The following is a 16,055-nucleotide window of genomic DNA, read 5'->3' as shown; positions in this document are numbered from 1 at the left end:
TTTAGCGCTTACATCCTGTGGCAAACACATGCCGCAGGATTATTTTTATGAAGAGCCTGATCGATAGCTTCGACGCCAACCGTGACGATATTGAACGCCTTGTTTCGCAGAGCCTGAAAGGCAGCGATGATGGCGAACTCTTCATGGAGTATCGCGAAGCGGAGGCGCTTGTCTTCGATAATGGACGGCTGAAGACCGGCTCTTTCAATCAGGATCAGGGTTTCGGCCTGCGCGCCGTTGCAGGCGAAGCCATCGGCTATGCGCATGCAGGTGATTTGTCGCTTGCAGCCCTCAAGCGTGCGTCTGATGCGGTTTCCGCAACACTGACCGGTCATAGCGGTACCTATGCGGCAGCTCCGTCCGGCACCAACCGCCATCTTTATACCGACGAGAACCCTATCGGCTCGCCGACCTTCGACGCTAAGGTCCAGCTTCTGCAGAAGATCGATGCTTATCTGCGCGCGAAAGACCCGAAGGTGAGGCAGGTTTCCGTTTCAATTGCAGGCTCATGGCAGCATGTTGAGATTCTTCGCGCTGACGGGCATTTCGTTCGCGATATACGTCCAATGGTTCGGCTCAGCGTTTCCGTCGTTGCAGGCAATGGCGATCGTCAGGAATCGGGCTCGCATACGCTTGGCGGACGCAAGGGCTTTGGCGACTTCATCACCACCGAAAGCTGGCAGCATGTGGCCGATGAAGCGCTGCGTCAGGCGCTCGTCAATCTTGAAGCCGTCCCTGCCCCTGCTGGCACTTACGACATCGTTCTCGGCAACGGCTGGCCGGGTGTGATGTTGCATGAAGCTGTCGGCCACGGCCTTGAGGGTGATTTCAACCGCAAGAAGACTTCGGCCTTTGCGGGGCTGCTCGGACAACAGGTAGCGTCGAAGGGGGTCACCGTTGTTGATGATGGTACGATTTCAGAGCGCCGCGGTTCGCTGACCATCGATGATGAAGGCACTCCCACCAATCGCACTGTGCTCATCGAAGACGGCAAGCTCGTCAATTACATGCAGGACCGGCAGAATGCACGTCTGATGGGCATGGAAGCAACCGGCAATGGTCGCCGCGAATCTTATGCACATGCGCCAATGCCACGCATGACCAACACCTATATGCTTTCAGGAGACAAGACGCCGGACGAGATCATCGCCTCCATGAAGAAGGGCATTTATGCCGTTTCCTTTGGCGGTGGGCAGGTGGATATAACGTCTGGGAAGTTCGTATTTGGCTGCACGGAAGCCTATATGATCGAGGACGGCAAGGTCGGGGCACCGATCAAGGGGGCCATGCTAATCGGCAACGGCCCGGACGCCATGCAACGCATTTCGATGATCGGCAACGACATGAAGCTCGATACCGGCAGCGGTAATTGCGGCAAGGGTGGACAATGGGTGCCAGTAGGCGTGGGTCAGCCGCATCTGCGTATGGATCAGGTTACGGTCGGCGGCACTGCGGTTTAAAATTCCGCCATGCAGCTGATCGATAAGTATCTACCGAATTATCGCTTCAACGAAATCCATGGCTGCGATGTGAACGCCTCGCCCGAGGTAGTCTTGCAGGCAGCCATAGCTTATCGACCTGAGACGGACTTGTTTTTCCGCAGCATGATTGGCCTGCGCGAATTACCCATGCGAGCAATCGCACGCTTGCGCGGACGTGAAAGCTCAGTCGCACAACCTTTCGGCCTGCATGAGTTTACCTTGCTTGAACATGAACCGGGCCAGGCACTGGTCTATGGGCTTATAGGACAATTCTGGAAGGCTAATTTCGGCCTCTTCAAAATCGAAAGCGCAGAGGCCTATCTGGCTTTCCGCACACCGGGCGTTGCAAAGCCGGCGCTTACCTTCACCGTAACCGAACGAGGTGAGAAAGCGCGTCTTGTCACCGAAACGCGGGTATTTTGCCCCGACCGTGCCAGCCATCTTCGTTTTCTGCCATATTGGTATCTGATACGCCCCATCAGCGGCCTGATCCGCAACCGAATTCTCGGTTCCATCAAAAAGGCTAGTGGATTGAATTTGACGTTTGAATCCCAACTGACACATACGCTGCTTCAAACGTCAAATTCGAAAAATCCACTAGATTCATAAACTTGCTAGTGGTCTGATTCCGACATTTGTCCGATGCCTGTATCCGAGGGATGCAAATGTCGGAATCAGACCAATAGTGAGAAGGAACTGCTGCAACCGGGAGAACGTGCATGAATATAATCGCCCATGTCGAAATTCCGGTCACAGATATAGACCGTGCTATCGCGTTTTATTCCGATGTATTTCGTGTTGGTTTTGGCAAGATTGCCGAAATCCACGGTAACCGCATGGCCTATTTCCCTTTTGAGGAAGACAAGGAAGGCGCAAGCTGCGCGCTGGCCGAAGGCGAAGTCTATGTGCCGACCGTCAACGGGGCGATCATCTATTTCAGCGTGACCGACATTGATGCGGTCATTGCCCGTGCAACCGCGATTGGCAGTGATTTGCTGTTCCCAAAGACTGCTCTTCCAGATGGTGGTTTTGTTGCCGAAATTCTCGATAGCGAAGGCAACCGCATCGCCATTCAGCAGCTATAGACTTAAAGGAACTGGCCATATCACTGAAAATCCGAACAGGCGGTGTCTATAAAGATGCACGCGGATATGAAGTGCTCATCGTCATGAAATACCCCGACGGCAAATTTTATGGTGCTCAGGGCACAGTTTATCTTGCAGACGGGCGCAGTGGTGTGCACGTTTACAAAGATCAGGATCCATGGAGACTGGTCGAAGCGATAAATTAGAGCACATTACGATGATTCAACTTGATCCAGAAATGCTCTGAGCCGGAGGAGATAATGCCTGAAACGCCATATGACTGGAGCGGAAAGCAGCCTGAAAAGCGCTCCCGGCAAAAGCGCATGATGGTAATTGCAGCAGCAAGCATGATCGCCCTGCTCTTCACACTCGCCGTCGTAGACGCGATCCTCATTCTGATCGATTGATGCTGCCGGTCTATGAAATAGACTGCGTTGGCGTAAGTTCTCCTAAAGAACTCTGGCAACGCTATCTCGATACGGTGCTTGTTCTCGACCCGGAATCCTTCGGTTACACACTCGATTCATTCTGGGATGGTGTGCAATGGGGTGGCCCCGGCTGGCCCGGCGAGTGCGAACTGGTGTTCAAGAATGTCGAAGCTTTGAGCAAGCTAAAGACACTCGGTGGCAAACCATTTCTGGAAGCTTTTCGGCAGTTAGTGGCCGATACGGACCGGTTGAAAATCAGACTGGAATGAAGAGGAAACTCTATTCTCCAGTTGCATCATATTGGGCTGAAGCCGCAACAAGCGCATCAATGTCATCGGCACAGAGAAACGCTCTCAATGTTTCAAATTTTTGTTGATCCCAAGCATATATTCCGAGGCTCAGAAGGGTATCAACAATCGATGCCGCAAAACGAGACCGAATAGGAACTGCTGGATTGCCCGCCACTATGGCATAAGGTGCAACATCTTTGGTGACGATTGCGCCGGACGCGATGATGGCACCTTCTCCAATAGTGATCCCCGGCATGATCATCGCGCGCATTCCGATCCATGCGCCATCGCCAATATTGGTGTCACCCTTGCCTTGATATGCATCCAGAATGACTTCAGGGAATGGATATAGACTGAACCAATCCGTGCGATGTGTGTGATTTCCACCCATCAGAATGACTGCTTCTGCACCAATACAAACGTAGTCGCCAATATAAAGCTGATCGACCGGCCATTGGGATTCCCAAGCCTTCAGGCTGTATTCGTCACCGTACAAGTAACGAACGACGCTCTCCTCAAATGAGCCAGTCCAAGCATTGCTGTAATAGCTGTGTGTTCCTCGCACATGGATATTCGGGTTTTTGACCGTTTCATGCAGAAGTTCGACAACAGACCAGTGCTTGGTGGGAGGACTTATGAAAGACACGGCTTCTACAACTTTCCAGAAACTTATGGGGCAGTTCTATTCGAGATGCTCCAAAACTATTCCAGTCGCGACCGGAAACCCCAGCGACAACATCAACGATATTATCAGCCAAATTAAACGCTTAAGCCACCCGCAACCGTAATGACAGTTCCGGTAACGAAGCCTGATTTATCAGAAGCCAGCCACAGAGCCGTTTGCGCGATATCTTCCGGCTCGGCAATTCGACCCATGGGTGTCATTGCGGCAATCTTTGCTGGTCGATCCGGGTTTCCGCTCAACATATGAATAGAGGTATTGGTTGTACCTACCCGAATGGCATTCACACGGATACCTTCAGGTGCCAGCTCTTTTCCCGCCCCTATCGAGATGGTTTCTACCGCACCTTTGGATGCAGCATAATGCACGTACTCGCCCGGGCTTCCCAAAACCGCTGCCACAGACGAGATATTGATAATCGTGCCACCTGCACCACCATTGGCCGAGGACATGCGGCGTGTCGCTTCCTGTGTGCAATACAACAACCCAAAGACATTGGTTCTGAAGGTTTGCTCGAGCGCATCGTCCTGAAGCCCCTGGATTCGGGTGTTCTGTCCGATGACGCCCGCATTGTTAACGAGGCAAGAAACGACGCCGAGCGCCTTGTCGCAGGCAAGAAACAAGGCTTCGACGTCTTGGCGGTTCGCCACATCACTCTGAACAGCAATTGCTTTTGCACCAAAACCCTCGCAGGCTTCGACTGTGCCAAGTGCTGCGTCTGCATCGCTTAGATAACTGATGCAGACGTCATAACCTTCGCGGGCAAAGAGACGTGCGGTAGCGGCGCCAATACCTCTGCTGCCGCCTGTCACGATAACGACTGGCCTCAAATGCTCGTCCTCCCCGCTTTGATAGCGGCTATGTAGAGCGGCTCCAGTTAAAACTGAACGGCTGGAATTGCTCTATCTGTTTTTTACGCATTTACCTCACGCAAAACCGCTTCGCACTTTAGTTCAAATGCTTTAAGCCGCCGGATCTTCTTCCAGAAGTCCTGTGACAAAATCAAACAGTCCTGGACGACGGTCGCGGCGCAGGCGCTCGGCAACAATGATCCCCTTTATGCCCGAATAGGACCGCTCAAGGTCTTCATTGATGACGATGTAATCGTATTTTACCCATTTTTGGATTTCAAAACGAGCATTCTGCAACCGTGTTTCAATCACGTCCGCCGTATCTTCCGCACGGCGGTTCAGGCGGTTCTGCAATTCGCGCATGGTGGGCGGCAGAATGAAAATCGATACCACGTCAGCAGGCATTTTGGCCTGCAACTGTTCAGCGCCCTGCCAGTCGATGTCGAACAGCATATCCTGACCATCGGCCAGTGCTTCCTCAGCCGTCTGGCGCAGCGTACCATAGAAGTTGCCGTGTACTTCCGCCCATTCAATCAGCTGGTCATTGTCGCGCAGTCGCTCGAATTCCCGCTTGGTGATGAAGTGATAATGCACACCATTGATTTCGCTTTGACGGCGTTCGCGCGTCGTAACGGAAATTGACAGCGAAAGCTTCATGTCCGGATCGTTGAGCAGCTGCCGCGCAATCGTGGATTTCCCCGCACCTGAGGGCGAAGAAATCACCACCATGAGGCCTCTGCGTGCAATGCCATGTTCAACCGAAGAGATGGCCATTTTCCGTTACTCCAGATTCTGTACCTGTTCGCGAAACTGATCAACGACCGCTTTCAGCTCAAGACCGATTGCCGTAATCGATGCTGCGTTCGATTTTGAACACAATGTATTCGCTTCGCGATTAAATTCCTGTGAAAGAAAATCAAGCTTGCGCCCGATGGGACCGCCATCTGCAAGCAACTTGCGCGCTGATGCGACATGCGTTTCAAGCCGATCCAGCTCTTCCTGAATGTCCGCTTTGGTCGCGAGAAATGCAGCTTCCTGATAAAGGCGCGTTTCATCGAGATCGCGCCCAGTATCCATTAATAACGATACCTGCCCTGCCAATCGGGTTCGGATAGCATCTACGCTACGCGACGGGTCGTTACGTGCCGCCGATGTGAGGTGCTCGATTGTATCAACATGACCTGAAAGAATGGTCAAAAGCGACTGCCCCTCATGGGTACGCGCCTCGGTAATTGACTTGAGTGCAGCTTCAAAAGCCGCAATGACTGCAGCCTCAAGGCCAGCGCGCGCATTGTCGTCTTCCGACACCTGTGCCTGATCGATAATGCCGCGCAGCGAGAGAACGCCGTCAACACTTGCCGGAGCAAGTCCATGTCTCGCTTGCAATTCTGCACCGAGCTTCAGTACTTCATCAAGCATTGCCTGATTGATGACAAAGCCACCCTGAGCTTCCGCGCGCTCCACATTAAGGCTCGCTTGAAAATTGCCGCGCGAAAAGTAGCGTGCCAGAAGCGAACGGACAGCGTGTTCAGCACCTTCCAGCCCTTGCGGCAGGCGCAGGCGCAAATCCAGCCCTTTGCCGTTCACAGAGCGCACTTCCCACACAATGCGCGCTTCATTATCGGCTGCGCCATACTGCATCGCGTGGCGCGCAAACCCTGTCATGCTCTGGAGCGCCATGCTTACATTCCTTTTTTCGGCATTCACAAAGTGATAAACCGCCCAATTACTGGGCGGTGTTTTGCTGCTGTAATTGATTTTTTTCCTGCTCAACCGCGCGCCACTTGCGCACATTGGCATTGTGTTCAGCCAAGGTCTTAGCGAAAACGTGACCGCCTGTACCATCCGCTACGAAGTAGAGGTCTTCGGTGTCGAGCGGGTTGGCCACGGCCTCAAGCGCTGCACGGCCCGGATTGGCAATCGGTGTCGGCGGCAAACCGTTGATGACATAGGTGTTGTAAGGCGTCGGCTTTTCGATGTCCGACTTGAAGATCGGACGGTCGGAGGGCTTGCCCGCGCCACCGAACAGACCATAAATGATAGTCGGGTCGGATTGAATACGCATGCCCTTGTTGAGGCGATTCACGAAGACGGACGCCACATGCGGACGTTCCGACGCGATACCCGTTTCCTTCTCGACGATGGAAGCCAGCGTCACAAACTCGTTCTTGTCTTTGACCGGCAGATCAGCGCGGCGTTTTGCCCACGTGTCATCAATCAGCTTCTGCTGCGAGGCAATCATACGGTTGATGATTTCCTCACGCGTTGTGCCGCGCGTGAAGTTGAGCGTATCTGTAAACAGCCCACCTTCAGGCGGCATATCTTTTGGCATGTCGCCAGCCAGAATCGGATCTGTAGAAATACGATCGAATACCTGCTTGACGGTAAGACCTTCAGGAATTGTCAGCGGATACATGATCGACTTGCCGCTGATGAGAAGCTCCATCACATCGCGCATTGTCGCACCAGCCGGGATCGCATATTCGCCAGCTTTCAGATCGTTCTCATGCCCGTAAGCGCGCATACCGTAACGGAAAATACGTGCATCGCTGACGATTTCGCGGCCTTCAAGGCTGTTGGAGACTTCAGAAACACCAGCACCGCGTTTAACGAGGAACGTCGTTTCAGCGGTCAAAGGGCCTTTGGAATCAAACTGGAGCTTGCCGAAGTAAAACAGAGCCGAAGCTCCCAATAGCACCAGCACGATCAGCGATAACATGAAGTTCATGAAGACGACGATCTGGCTGCGCGCATGGCGCGAACGCTTGCGCGGCGGCGGCGTACCCGGTTCTGGACGCAGAGCTTCAGAGGCAGATTTTGGCACGAAGGGCTTGCTTGCCGCGGCTTGCTCGGGCGTCACTGCAGCTTGCGGCTGCTGCTCAGCAGGATTGGTTCCGGGCTTTTCTTCTGAACTCACACCATCACCTCGTCCTGAAACCCGTGCGAAAGGGCATACAAATCAAACAAATTCTGTCTGATCACACTAAACGCAATTAACAAGTTTAAACATTGCATCAGGTTATATTTTGGCAAAAACGCGGAGAAATCCCCGCGTTTTTGAATAGTTTAGTTTTTTAAAGCTCGCTCGCTCAAGAATAGCGACGCAGAACCAGCGAAGCATTGGTGCCGCCGAATCCGAAAGAATTCGACAGCGCAATGTCAATCTTACGTTCGCGCGCTTTGTGCGGCACGAGATCGATCTTTGTTTCAATCGCTGGATTGTCGAGATTAAGCGTTGCAGGCGCGATGTTGTCACGGATCGCGAGCGTCGAGAAGATCGCTTCCGCAGCACCGGCGGCACCAAGCAGGTGACCAATCGACGACTTGGTCGAAGACATGGATACCTTCGAGGCTGCATCGCCAACAACACGCTCAACGGCACCGAGCTCGATCGTATCGGCCATGGTCGATGTGCCATGCGCGTTAATGTAATCGATCTGGTCAGGCGTAATTTCTGCGCGCTTGATTGCAGCAATCATGCAGCGTTCCGCGCCCTCACCGCTCTCAGTCGGTGCTGTGATGTGGTAAGCATCACCCGAAAGACCGTAGCCGATGACTTCAGCGTAAATCTTGGCGCCACGCGCCAAAGCATGTTCCAGCTCTTCGAGAACCACAACGCCAGCGCCTTCGCCCATGACAAAACCATCTCGGTCGCTGTCATATGGACGGGAGGCTGCAGTCGGATCGTCGTTACGCTTGGTGGAGAGCGCCTTGCAGGCAGCAAAGCCCGCCAGCGAAATGCGGCTAACCGGCGATTCCGTACCACCAGCAACCATAACATCAGCATCGCCGAATGCGATCAGACGCGCAGCGTCGCCAATGGCGTGCGTGCCAGTCGCGCAAGCGGTTACGACCGAATGGTTGGGGCCGCGCAGCTTGTGCTTGATTGAAACATGGCCGGACGCCAGATTGATCAGACGGCCTGGAATGAAGAATGGCGAAATGCGGCGTGGGCCTTTGTCACGCAGCGTAAGGCCAGCATCAACGATACCTTCGATGCCGCCGATGCCCGAACCGATCAGAACGCCAGTGCGGATCTGGTCTTCATCGCTTTCAGGATGCCAATTGGCATCATCCAATGCCTGATCGGCAGCGCCGACAGCATAAACAATGAACGGATCTACCTTACGCTGTTCCTTTGGCTCCATATGGAGGTCGGGATTGAAGGTGCCATTGGTGCCATCACCAAGGGGGATGCGGCAAGCGATCTGGCAAGGCAGATCATCGACTTCAAATTCCGTGACGCGGCGAGCACCGCTGTCACCGGCAATAAGACGCTTCCAGGTCTCTTCGACACCGCTAGCAAGCGGCGACACCAGACCAAGACCGGTGATGACGACACGCCTCATATCCACCCCTTAAATTTGATAAACTTCGTTGGAGACATCCCGCAGGCGAAAAATGCCTCATACGGACGATGCTCAATCTTGATTACCGGCACGGTACCGGGCTGCAATTTGCAGCAGCCACAACCGGCTATTGGTATTTGATGTTTTCCGGACAGGCTGCTTGCAGACGCTGACCAGAAGACAAGCAGGGCCGGGATTCGAAAGAATCCCAGCCCCGAAAGCTCAGATTAGGCAGAAGCCTTATCGATGAACTTCACAGCGTCGCCGACCGTGAGGATCGTTTCTGCAGCGTCGTCAGGAATTTCAACGCCAAATTCTTCTTCGAAAGCCATGACGAGCTCGACGGTGTCGAGGCTGTCTGCACCAAGATCATCAATGAAGCTTGCGCCTTCGGTGACCTTGTCTGCATCTACACCCAGATGCTCAACAACGATTTTCTTGACGCGCTCTGCGGTATCGCTCATGTCGGAACCTCGACCTGTTGTTAACTTGCTCTGCCTTGGTTAGCGGCATGCATGATTGTAATCAAGTTATAAGATGTCTGCCAAGTTTTGAGTTTACTCACCCTGACAATCACCCTGTGGATATTCCTTGCGGAACAGGAAAACGGCATCTCGCAACCGAAATGCCGAAACTCTCGTCGGGCGCATTACCATGCTTCTTGAGCAAGGCAAAGCGCATTTTGCTTTTCAGAGCCCGACTTTAAGACTTTATATACCGTAAAATGCCGATTCAAGAGCCTTTAAAAGGCTTTTAAATCATAGCCATACCGCCATTGATGTGCAAAGTCTGACCTGTGACGTATGCGGCTTCGTCGCTTGCCAGATAAAGCACGGCAGCAGCAATATCGCCACCTACGCCCATGCGCTTCATGGGGATGCTACCCATGATCGCTTCCTTCTGCTTTTCGTTCAGCTTGTCCGTCATTGCCGATTCGATGAAGCCAGGCGCTACACAGTTGACCGTGACATTACGGCTTGCGATTTCCTGTGCAAGAGACTTCGAGAAACCGATGAGACCTGCTTTGGAAGCGCAATAATTGGCCTGGCCCGGATTGCCTGTCACGCCAACAATCGACGTGATGTTGATGATACGGCCCTTGCGGCGGCGCATCATCGGGTGGGTCAGTTCACGCGTCAGGTTGAACACGGATGTCAGATTGACATTGAGAACCGCATCCCAGTCCTCATCGCTCATGCGCACAAAAAGACCGTCGCGGGTGATACCCGCATTGTTGACGAGAATGTCGACGCCACCCATTTCCTCCTCTGCCTTCTGGCCGAGAGCCTTTACGGCTTCGCGATCAGACAGGTTGGCAGGGAAGATGAAAGTACGGTCGCCGAGTTCAGCAGCCAGTTCTTTTAGTTTTTCTTCGCGTGTGCCGTGCAGACCGACGATAGCGCCCTGCGCATGAAGCGCGCGGGCAATCGCCTCGCCAAGACCGCCGGTTGCACCTGTGACGAGAGCCTTGCGGCCAGTCAGATCAAACATCTCAGATCCTCTTAAGCATTAAGTGCAGCAACCGCCGCATCGATTTCTTCGGCCGAGCCAACGGTTGCGCCAGTCACATCCTTGGAGATGCGGCGTGCAAGACCAGTCAGAACTTTTCCGGAGCCTACTTCATAAAGCGTCGTCACGCCATTAGCAGCAAACCATTCGATGGTTTCGCGCCAGCGAACCTGACCCGTGACCTGTTCAACGAGCAGATCAGAAATTTCATTGGCATCCGTCACAGGTGCCGCACGCACGTTAGCAATCAGCGGCACAATAGGATTGTGCTTTTCAACGGAGGCCAGCGCCTCCCGCATTGCGTCAGCAGCGGGGCCCATAAGCGTCGAATGGAAAGGTGCCGATACCGGTAGCATGATTGCGCGCTTGGCACCCTTTTCAGAAGCAAGCGATGCCGCCAATTCCACTGCAGCCTTGGAACCTGAGATAACCAGCTGACCGCCGCCATTGTCGTTGGCGATTTGTACCGAGCCAGAAGCCCTCGCTTCCGCGCAAATAGCTTCAACATCGCTATGCTCAAGACCGATTATCGCAGCCATTGCGCCTTCGCCGACTGGAACTGCCTTCTGCATTGCATTGCCGCGAATGCGCAGGAGACGGGCCGTATCCGCCAGTGAGAATGTTCCTGCTGCACAAAGTGCGGAATATTCGCCGAGCGAATGACCCGCTACATAGGCAACCTTGTCTTTCAGCGAAAACCCGCGCGCTTCCATGACGCGCAATGTGGCGATGGAGACCGCCATAAGTGCGGGCTGCGCATTAGCGGTCAGTGTGAGTACATCTTCAGGACCTTCGAACATCGTGGCAGAGAGTTTCTCGCCCAGTGCCGCGTCCACTTCCTCGAAAACAGCGCGCGCCTCAGCGAACTGTTCGGCCAGAGCCTTGCCCATGCCTACTGCCTGGCTACCCTGTCCTGGAAAGGTGAATGCTACTGCCATGAATGCCTCACTTGATCTGACAATTTTGCGCGATGTGCCCCAGCATAGGTTGAAAAGTCAAGTAATTGTCGGTTTTTCGAGGTTATGCGGCTTGCAAACCCGGGGAAAAACACGTATTAGCCGCCCGTTCGTTGCTGGCATTAGCTGGGGGCTGAACGGAGGAGCGGTCGGTTCTTCAACTATTTGTTGGACTGTCCGTGGAAGTCTAAAGTGCTTCTGCCTCCCGTGTCTCCGCTCTCGATTGTCTTTACCCAGCGTCCTTTCTTCTCCGGTTTTCCGGTATAAGAGAAGTCGCAGAGGCTTAGCCGTTAGTGTCAGCATGATGTAACAGAAGAAAGGCAAAGCCAATGGCTCTTTATGAACATGTGCTTCTTGCCCGCCAGGACATTTCCCAGCAGCAGGTCGACGCTCTCGTCGAACAGTACAAGGGTGTCCTCGAAGCTAATGGCGGCAAGGTCGGTAAGGTAGAAAACTGGGGTCTTCGTCCCCTCACCTACCGTATCAAAAAGAATCGCAAGGCGTATTACACGCTCGTAAACATTGACGCTCCGGCAGCTGCCGTTGCTGAAATGGAACGCCAGATGCGCATCAACGAAGACGTTCTGCGCTTCCTCACTGTTCGCGTTGAAGAACACGAAGAAGGCCAGTCGGCTATGCTTTCGCGCCGCGACGACCGTCGTGAACGCGATGGTGACGACCGCGGCCCACGCCGTCCACGCGAAGGCGGTTTCGACCGTGGTGATCGCGGCGACCGCGGTGATCGTGGCCCACGCCGTCCACGTGACAACGAAGCTGGTGAAGGAGCATAATCATGGTTGATATCAATCAGATCCCGACCCGTCGTCCTTTCCATCGCCGTCGCAAGACGTGCCCGTTCTCCGGCGCAAACGCACCGAAGATCGACTACAAGGACATTAAGCTCCTGCAGCGTTACATTTCGGAACGCGGCAAGATCGTTCCTTCCCGTATTACAGCTGTCAGCCAGAAGAAGCAGCGCGAACTCGCCAAGGCGATCAAGCGCGCTCGTTTCCTCGGCCTGCTTCCATACGTTGTGAAGTAAGATCTGAGTGAACTAAGACTTTTTGTGAGGCGGCAGTTTATGCCGTCTCACAATATTCCCCGGATGCGATGGGCGTGACCGGTTTACTAAAATCCCAAGTTGGGGTGAACGCGACTTTGTCCGCACCTCTAACTGCAAAACCGGCAATCCGGAGCAGGACAGCGAGTTTATGAAATTCAACGGAACCATCATTGGTGTCGGCATATTGGCGGGGCTTGCCTCGGCATTGATGTCGTCCGGCGTCATTGCCCAATCGGGAATGGCGGTGGTTCTCTATTTCCTGACACCGCTGCCTATTTTTGTTGCCGCTCTTGGCTGGGGTTCGAGCGCAGGGCTTGTTGCTGCTGCTGCCGCCACCATTGCTGTCGGCATTTTTGCGGCTCCAATGGCCGCATTGCTTATGGCGCTCACCAGTTACGCGCCTGCTGCAATCGGTGCATATCTTTCAGGCCTAGCCCGTCCTGCCTCCGAACTCGGCGGTCCAAAAGACGTCATGGTCTGGTATCCGCTTTCGGATATCGTCTTCCGTCTGGCTTTGATGGTTGCTGCAAGTTTTATCGTCATCGGTTTCATTCTGGGTTTCGGGCCGGATATGGCACGAGAACTCGCAAACACGCTGATCGACCGCCTTGCCGAAGCCGACCCACAATTCACTGCGACCGATGAAATGCGCCAAAGCGTCAGCGCGCTTCTGATGGTGGCACTGCCAGCAATCCAGCCAGCGACATGCCTTGCTATTCTGGTCGGCAATCTCTATTTGGCCCTGCGTTTGACTGCCCTTTCGGGTCGTCTGCGCCGTCCACGTGATGATTGGCCTGCAACAATGCGTATGCCACGTCAGGCACTGCTTGTTTTTGCCGTGGCTCTCGCAGTTGCGTTTTTGCCCGGCGCCGCCGGCCTCATTGCCACGGTAGTTGTTGGGGCACTGAGCTTCGGCTTTATGATCGCAGGCCTTGCGACTTTCCATCACCGCTCACGCGGAAAAGCATGGCGACCAGTCGTGCTGTGGTTCGTCTATGTGGCGATCATCCTGTTCGCATTTCTGCTTTTCGTCTTCATGGTTTTCGGTCTTTTCGATACATCGCGCGGCGCGCCAATCTCGAAAATCCCGAATACTGATAACCAATAAACTCATTGAGACACTCGAAAGGAAACTCAAATGGACGTTATTCTTCTGGAACGTATCAGCCGCCTCGGTCAGATGGGCGACACTGTTAAGGTCAAGGACGGCTTTGCCCGTAACTTCCTGCTGCCACAGGGCAAGGCTCTTCGTGCCAACGAAGCCAACCGCAAGAAGTTCGAAGGCCAGCGCGCGCAGCTCGAAGCTCAGAACCTTGAGCGCAAGAGCGAAGCTGAAGCAGTTGCAACCAAGCTCAACGGCGAATCGTTCATCGTTGTTCGTTCGGCTGGTGAAACCGGTCAGCTGTACGGTTCGGTTTCGACCCGCGACATCGCTGACATCATCACTGCAAATGGCTTCAACCTGCACCGCAACCAGGTTGAACTGAAGCAGCCAATCAAGGCAATCGGCGTGCATGACATCGTCATCTCGCTGCATCCTGAAGTCGAAGTTACGGTTTCCGTAAACATCGCTCGTTCGACTGAAGAAGCCGAACGTCAGGCAAAGGGTGAAGACCTGACCTCAATCGAAGCCATCTACGGCATCGAAGAAGCACCTCTTGCTGAAGAAGTCTTCGACGAAGACGAAGAAGGCGAAGATCAGGCCTAATCTGCCCTGCTCTTTCCTCCAAGGAAGCAATGCTCTTCAGCCATGTTTCCAATGGTGGTAAACTTTATATGATCATGCCCGGCGGCCTCCGTCGGGCATTTTCTCTTTTCAGATCGGAAATTTTGCCTATTCTCTTCATTAGTATTGGATTGGAGAGGTGCTGACGGAAACGTCCGCGTTTGCTCAGGCGAATAGCCAGAAGCCAGCCAGGAATCGACTGACCGAAGGGAATAGCCTGAAAATCTGATGACAGAGCGGCTTGAATTCAGGCAACAAGCCGCCTGCCATGCAATCGCATGGATGTTTGCACTTGCTCCAATCTCAACAAGGAGATGGGGCCAATGTATGGAATGCTGCGTACTGTTCTTTCGCATATGATCAAAATCGGCGACCTGACAGTTACTGATTCTGGTGAGGCTGCTAATCAGTATGGAGACAAGACCGGTAACCCGGTTCATATCCGTTTTAATACACGTCATGCCGAGCGCGCCGTAGCGCTCGACCCTGAACTGAAGCTCGCTGAATGCTTCATGGATGGCGAAATCGATTTTGTTGAAGGCGATATCTATACACTGCTCAAAATCGTCTTTGAGAACACCGGCCCAACGGCTGCCACCGAACCTTGGATGAAGGCAGCAGGCAAATTCCGCGTATTGTTTCGCCGCTTCCAGCAGATGAACACGATTGCTCGATCATCGAGCAATATCAAAAGCCATTATGATCTTTCAGGTGCGCTTTACGATCTGTTTCTGGACCCCGACAAGCAGTACTCCTGCGCATATTTCGATCCACCCAATGCGACACTTGCCGAAGCACAGTTGGCCAAGAAGCGGCACATTGCAGCAAAGCTTCTCGTCAAGGACGAGCATAAGGTGCTCGACATCGGCTGCGGCTGGGGTGGCATGGGTCTTTATCTTGCCCGTTTCCTCAAAGCCAATGTGACGGGTGTCACGCTCTCGGAAGAACAACACGCCATCGCCAATAAACGGGCCATCGAAGAAGACCTCGCAGACCGTGCAAATTTTCAGCTCACCGATTATCGCAATATCGATGATCAGTTCGACCGACTTGTTTCAGTCGGTATGTTTGAGCATGTCGGCGTTGGACACTTCGCCGAGTATTTTCAACATGCGGCACGCTTGTTGAAAAAAGACGGCGTTTTCCTGCTTCATGCGATTGGCCGCGCCGATGGGCCCGGCGCGACCAACCCATTCATCCGCAAGTATATCTTCCCAGGCGGCTACATTCCGGCTCTTTCAGAAGTATTGCCACACATTGAGAAAGCCGGGCTTTACGTTACCGACATTGAAATCCTGCGGCTTCATTATGCAGAAACACTGAAAGAATGGCGGCTTGCTTTCATGGAGCATCGCGAGGAGGCAAAAGCACTTTATGACGAACGCTTCTGCCGCATGTGGGAGTTTTATCTGGCAGCCTCCGAAAGCGCCTTCCGCTGGCAAAACATGATGGTCTTTCACATCCAGATTGCCCACAAGCAGGAAGCTGTGCCACTAACGCGAAATTACATCGAGGCGGAAGAAAAGCGATTAAAACGGCTAGACAGCGCGCCGAAAGGGGCCAACAGCGAAACGCAAGCACCCAAAAAACGGGCCAAAGCTCAATAATGCTGACATACAAAAAAGGGCTGTGTGA

At 53.6% G+C, this 16,055-nt stretch carries 19 protein-coding genes; 10 read left to right on the top strand and 9 right to left on the bottom strand.

Features of this window, described 5'->3' with window-relative positions:
• The first annotated feature begins 47 nt into the window (after positions 1–47).
• From tldD to QBD00_RS18345, 5 genes are all read left to right on the top strand, one after another.
• Positions 48–1,460, top strand: a complete 1,413-nt coding sequence (gene tldD / locus QBD00_RS18365; RefSeq protein WP_095446183.1) for a metalloprotease TldD — start codon at positions 48–50, stop codon at positions 1,458–1,460.
• Between the two features lie 9 nt (positions 1,461–1,469).
• Complete coding sequence (locus QBD00_RS18360; protein ID WP_318580190.1) at positions 1,470–2,090, top strand: hypothetical protein; 621 nt, start codon at positions 1,470–1,472, stop codon at positions 2,088–2,090.
• Positions 2,091–2,200: 110 nt separating this feature from the next.
• Positions 2,201–2,566: a VOC family protein gene (locus QBD00_RS18355; protein ID WP_318580189.1), complete on the top strand. Its 366-nt coding sequence runs from the start codon at positions 2,201–2,203 to the stop codon at positions 2,564–2,566.
• 260 nt (positions 2,567–2,826) lie between these two features.
• The gene (locus tag QBD00_RS18350) at positions 2,827–2,973 is read left to right on the top strand and encodes a hypothetical protein (RefSeq protein ID WP_157743454.1); all 147 of its coding nucleotides are present in this window, start codon (positions 2,827–2,829) and stop codon (positions 2,971–2,973) included.
• Positions 2,973–3,263, top strand: coding sequence for a hypothetical protein (locus QBD00_RS18345; protein WP_095446181.1), 291 nt, complete (start codon positions 2,973–2,975; stop codon positions 3,261–3,263). Before QBD00_RS18350 ends, QBD00_RS18345 begins: the two co-directional genes overlap by 1 nt.
• A 10-nt stretch (positions 3,264–3,273) precedes the next feature.
• Here the strand turns inward: QBD00_RS18345 and QBD00_RS18340 are convergent, their stop codons facing one another.
• The 9 genes from QBD00_RS18340 to fabD all read right to left on the bottom strand — a co-directional run bounded on the left by QBD00_RS18340 (position 3,274) and on the right by fabD (position 11,613).
• Entirely contained in the window at positions 3,274–3,930 is a 657-nt protein-coding gene (locus QBD00_RS18340; protein ID WP_235901696.1) for a CatB-related O-acetyltransferase, read from the bottom strand.
• 113 nt (positions 3,931–4,043) lie between these two features.
• Complete coding sequence (locus QBD00_RS18335; protein ID WP_151091358.1) at positions 4,044–4,796, bottom strand: SDR family oxidoreductase; 753 nt, start codon at positions 4,794–4,796, stop codon at positions 4,044–4,046.
• Between the two features lie 132 nt (positions 4,797–4,928).
• Positions 4,929–5,591, bottom strand: a complete 663-nt coding sequence (gene gmk, locus QBD00_RS18330; protein ID WP_095446179.1) for a guanylate kinase — start codon at positions 5,589–5,591, stop codon at positions 4,929–4,931.
• Positions 5,592–5,597: 6 nt separating this feature from the next.
• On the bottom strand, positions 5,598–6,497 hold the full coding sequence (locus QBD00_RS18325; RefSeq protein ID WP_318580188.1) for a YicC/YloC family endoribonuclease: 900 nt from the start codon (positions 6,495–6,497) through the stop codon (positions 5,598–5,600).
• A 46-nt stretch (positions 6,498–6,543) separates the two neighbouring features.
• Entirely contained in the window at positions 6,544–7,734 is a 1,191-nt protein-coding gene (gene mltG / locus QBD00_RS18320; protein WP_095446177.1) for an endolytic transglycosylase MltG, read from the bottom strand.
• Between the two features lie 172 nt (positions 7,735–7,906).
• Positions 7,907–9,166, bottom strand: coding sequence for a beta-ketoacyl-ACP synthase II (gene fabF / locus QBD00_RS18315; RefSeq protein ID WP_095446176.1), 1,260 nt, complete (start codon positions 9,164–9,166; stop codon positions 7,907–7,909).
• 227 nt (positions 9,167–9,393) lie between these two features.
• Positions 9,394–9,630 carry an acyl carrier protein gene (locus tag QBD00_RS18310; RefSeq protein ID WP_002963616.1) on the bottom strand — a complete coding sequence of 79 codons (237 nt, stop codon included), beginning with the start codon at positions 9,628–9,630 and terminating at the stop codon, positions 9,394–9,396.
• A gap of 289 nt (positions 9,631–9,919) precedes the next feature.
• Positions 9,920–10,657, bottom strand: a complete 738-nt coding sequence (fabG, locus tag QBD00_RS18305) for a 3-oxoacyl-[acyl-carrier-protein] reductase (protein WP_095446174.1) — start codon at positions 10,655–10,657, stop codon at positions 9,920–9,922.
• Between the two features lie 11 nt (positions 10,658–10,668).
• Positions 10,669–11,613 carry an ACP S-malonyltransferase gene (gene fabD, locus QBD00_RS18300; protein WP_318580187.1) on the bottom strand — a complete coding sequence of 315 codons (945 nt, stop codon included), beginning with the start codon at positions 11,611–11,613 and terminating at the stop codon, positions 10,669–10,671.
• Positions 11,614–11,960: 347 nt separating this feature from the next.
• Here fabD and rpsF point away from each other — a divergent pair, with 347 nt between their 5' ends.
• The 5 genes from rpsF (at position 11,961) to QBD00_RS18275 (ending at position 16,027) form a co-directional block, all read left to right on the top strand.
• Positions 11,961–12,422, top strand: a complete 462-nt coding sequence (gene rpsF, locus QBD00_RS18295) for a 30S ribosomal protein S6 (protein WP_024896181.1) — start codon at positions 11,961–11,963, stop codon at positions 12,420–12,422.
• Between the two features lie 2 nt (positions 12,423–12,424).
• Complete coding sequence (gene rpsR, locus QBD00_RS18290) at positions 12,425–12,673, top strand: 30S ribosomal protein S18 (protein ID WP_006466219.1); 249 nt, start codon at positions 12,425–12,427, stop codon at positions 12,671–12,673.
• Positions 12,674–12,842: 169 nt separating this feature from the next.
• On the top strand, positions 12,843–13,802 hold the full coding sequence (locus tag QBD00_RS18285) for a DUF2232 domain-containing protein (RefSeq protein WP_095446172.1): 960 nt from the start codon (positions 12,843–12,845) through the stop codon (positions 13,800–13,802).
• A 30-nt stretch (positions 13,803–13,832) separates the two neighbouring features.
• Positions 13,833–14,402: a 50S ribosomal protein L9 gene (gene rplI, locus QBD00_RS18280; protein WP_095446171.1), complete on the top strand. Its 570-nt coding sequence runs from the start codon at positions 13,833–13,835 to the stop codon at positions 14,400–14,402.
• A gap of 341 nt (positions 14,403–14,743) precedes the next feature.
• Positions 14,744–16,027: a cyclopropane-fatty-acyl-phospholipid synthase family protein gene (locus QBD00_RS18275; RefSeq protein ID WP_318580186.1), complete on the top strand. Its 1,284-nt coding sequence runs from the start codon at positions 14,744–14,746 to the stop codon at positions 16,025–16,027.
• Positions 16,028–16,055: the final 28 nt, after the last annotated feature.

It is taken from the genome of Ochrobactrum sp. AN78 (genome assembly GCF_029909885.1).
In the GTDB taxonomy this organism is placed as follows: Bacteria; Pseudomonadota; Alphaproteobacteria; order Rhizobiales; family Rhizobiaceae; genus Brucella; species Brucella quorumnocens.
The sequence above is the reverse complement of the archived record's forward strand: the minus strand, read 5'-3'. Positions and strand labels throughout refer to the sequence as shown.

What these genes read in the sequence shown, in the direction of transcription:
- QBD00_RS18360 (WP_318580190.1), top strand. Translation starts at nt 1,470, where the DNA reads ATGCAGCTGATCGATAAGTATCTACCGAATTATCGCTTCAACGAAATC.
- rplI (WP_095446171.1), top strand. Translation starts at nt 13,833, where the DNA reads ATGGACGTTATTCTTCTGGAACGTATCAGCCGCCTCGGTCAGATGGGC.
- QBD00_RS18355 (WP_318580189.1), top strand. Translation starts at nt 2,201, where the DNA reads ATGAATATAATCGCCCATGTCGAAATTCCGGTCACAGATATAGACCGT.
- QBD00_RS18350 (WP_157743454.1), top strand. Translation starts at nt 2,827, where the DNA reads ATGCCTGAAACGCCATATGACTGGAGCGGAAAGCAGCCTGAAAAGCGC.
- rpsF (WP_024896181.1), top strand. Translation starts at nt 11,961, where the DNA reads ATGGCTCTTTATGAACATGTGCTTCTTGCCCGCCAGGACATTTCCCAG.
- gmk (WP_095446179.1), bottom strand. Translation starts at nt 5,591, where the DNA reads ATGGCCATCTCTTCGGTTGAACATGGCATTGCACGCAGAGGCCTCATG.
- fabF (WP_095446176.1), bottom strand. Translation starts at nt 9,166, where the DNA reads ATGAGGCGTGTCGTCATCACCGGTCTTGGTCTGGTGTCGCCGCTTGCT.
- QBD00_RS18285 (WP_095446172.1), top strand. Translation starts at nt 12,843, where the DNA reads ATGAAATTCAACGGAACCATCATTGGTGTCGGCATATTGGCGGGGCTT.
- tldD (WP_095446183.1), top strand. Translation starts at nt 48, where the DNA reads ATGAAGAGCCTGATCGATAGCTTCGACGCCAACCGTGACGATATTGAA.
- fabG (WP_095446174.1), bottom strand. Translation starts at nt 10,657, where the DNA reads ATGTTTGATCTGACTGGCCGCAAGGCTCTCGTCACAGGTGCAACCGGC.
- QBD00_RS18325 (WP_318580188.1), bottom strand. Translation starts at nt 6,497, where the DNA reads ATGGCGCTCCAGAGCATGACAGGGTTTGCGCGCCACGCGATGCAGTAT.
- rpsR (WP_006466219.1), top strand. Translation starts at nt 12,425, where the DNA reads ATGGTTGATATCAATCAGATCCCGACCCGTCGTCCTTTCCATCGCCGT.
- QBD00_RS18275 (WP_318580186.1), top strand. Translation starts at nt 14,744, where the DNA reads ATGTATGGAATGCTGCGTACTGTTCTTTCGCATATGATCAAAATCGGC.
- fabD (WP_318580187.1), bottom strand. Translation starts at nt 11,613, where the DNA reads ATGGCAGTAGCATTCACCTTTCCAGGACAGGGTAGCCAGGCAGTAGGC.
- QBD00_RS18310 (WP_002963616.1), bottom strand. Translation starts at nt 9,630, where the DNA reads ATGAGCGATACCGCAGAGCGCGTCAAGAAAATCGTTGTTGAGCATCTG.
- QBD00_RS18345 (WP_095446181.1), top strand. Translation starts at nt 2,973, where the DNA reads ATGCTGCCGGTCTATGAAATAGACTGCGTTGGCGTAAGTTCTCCTAAA.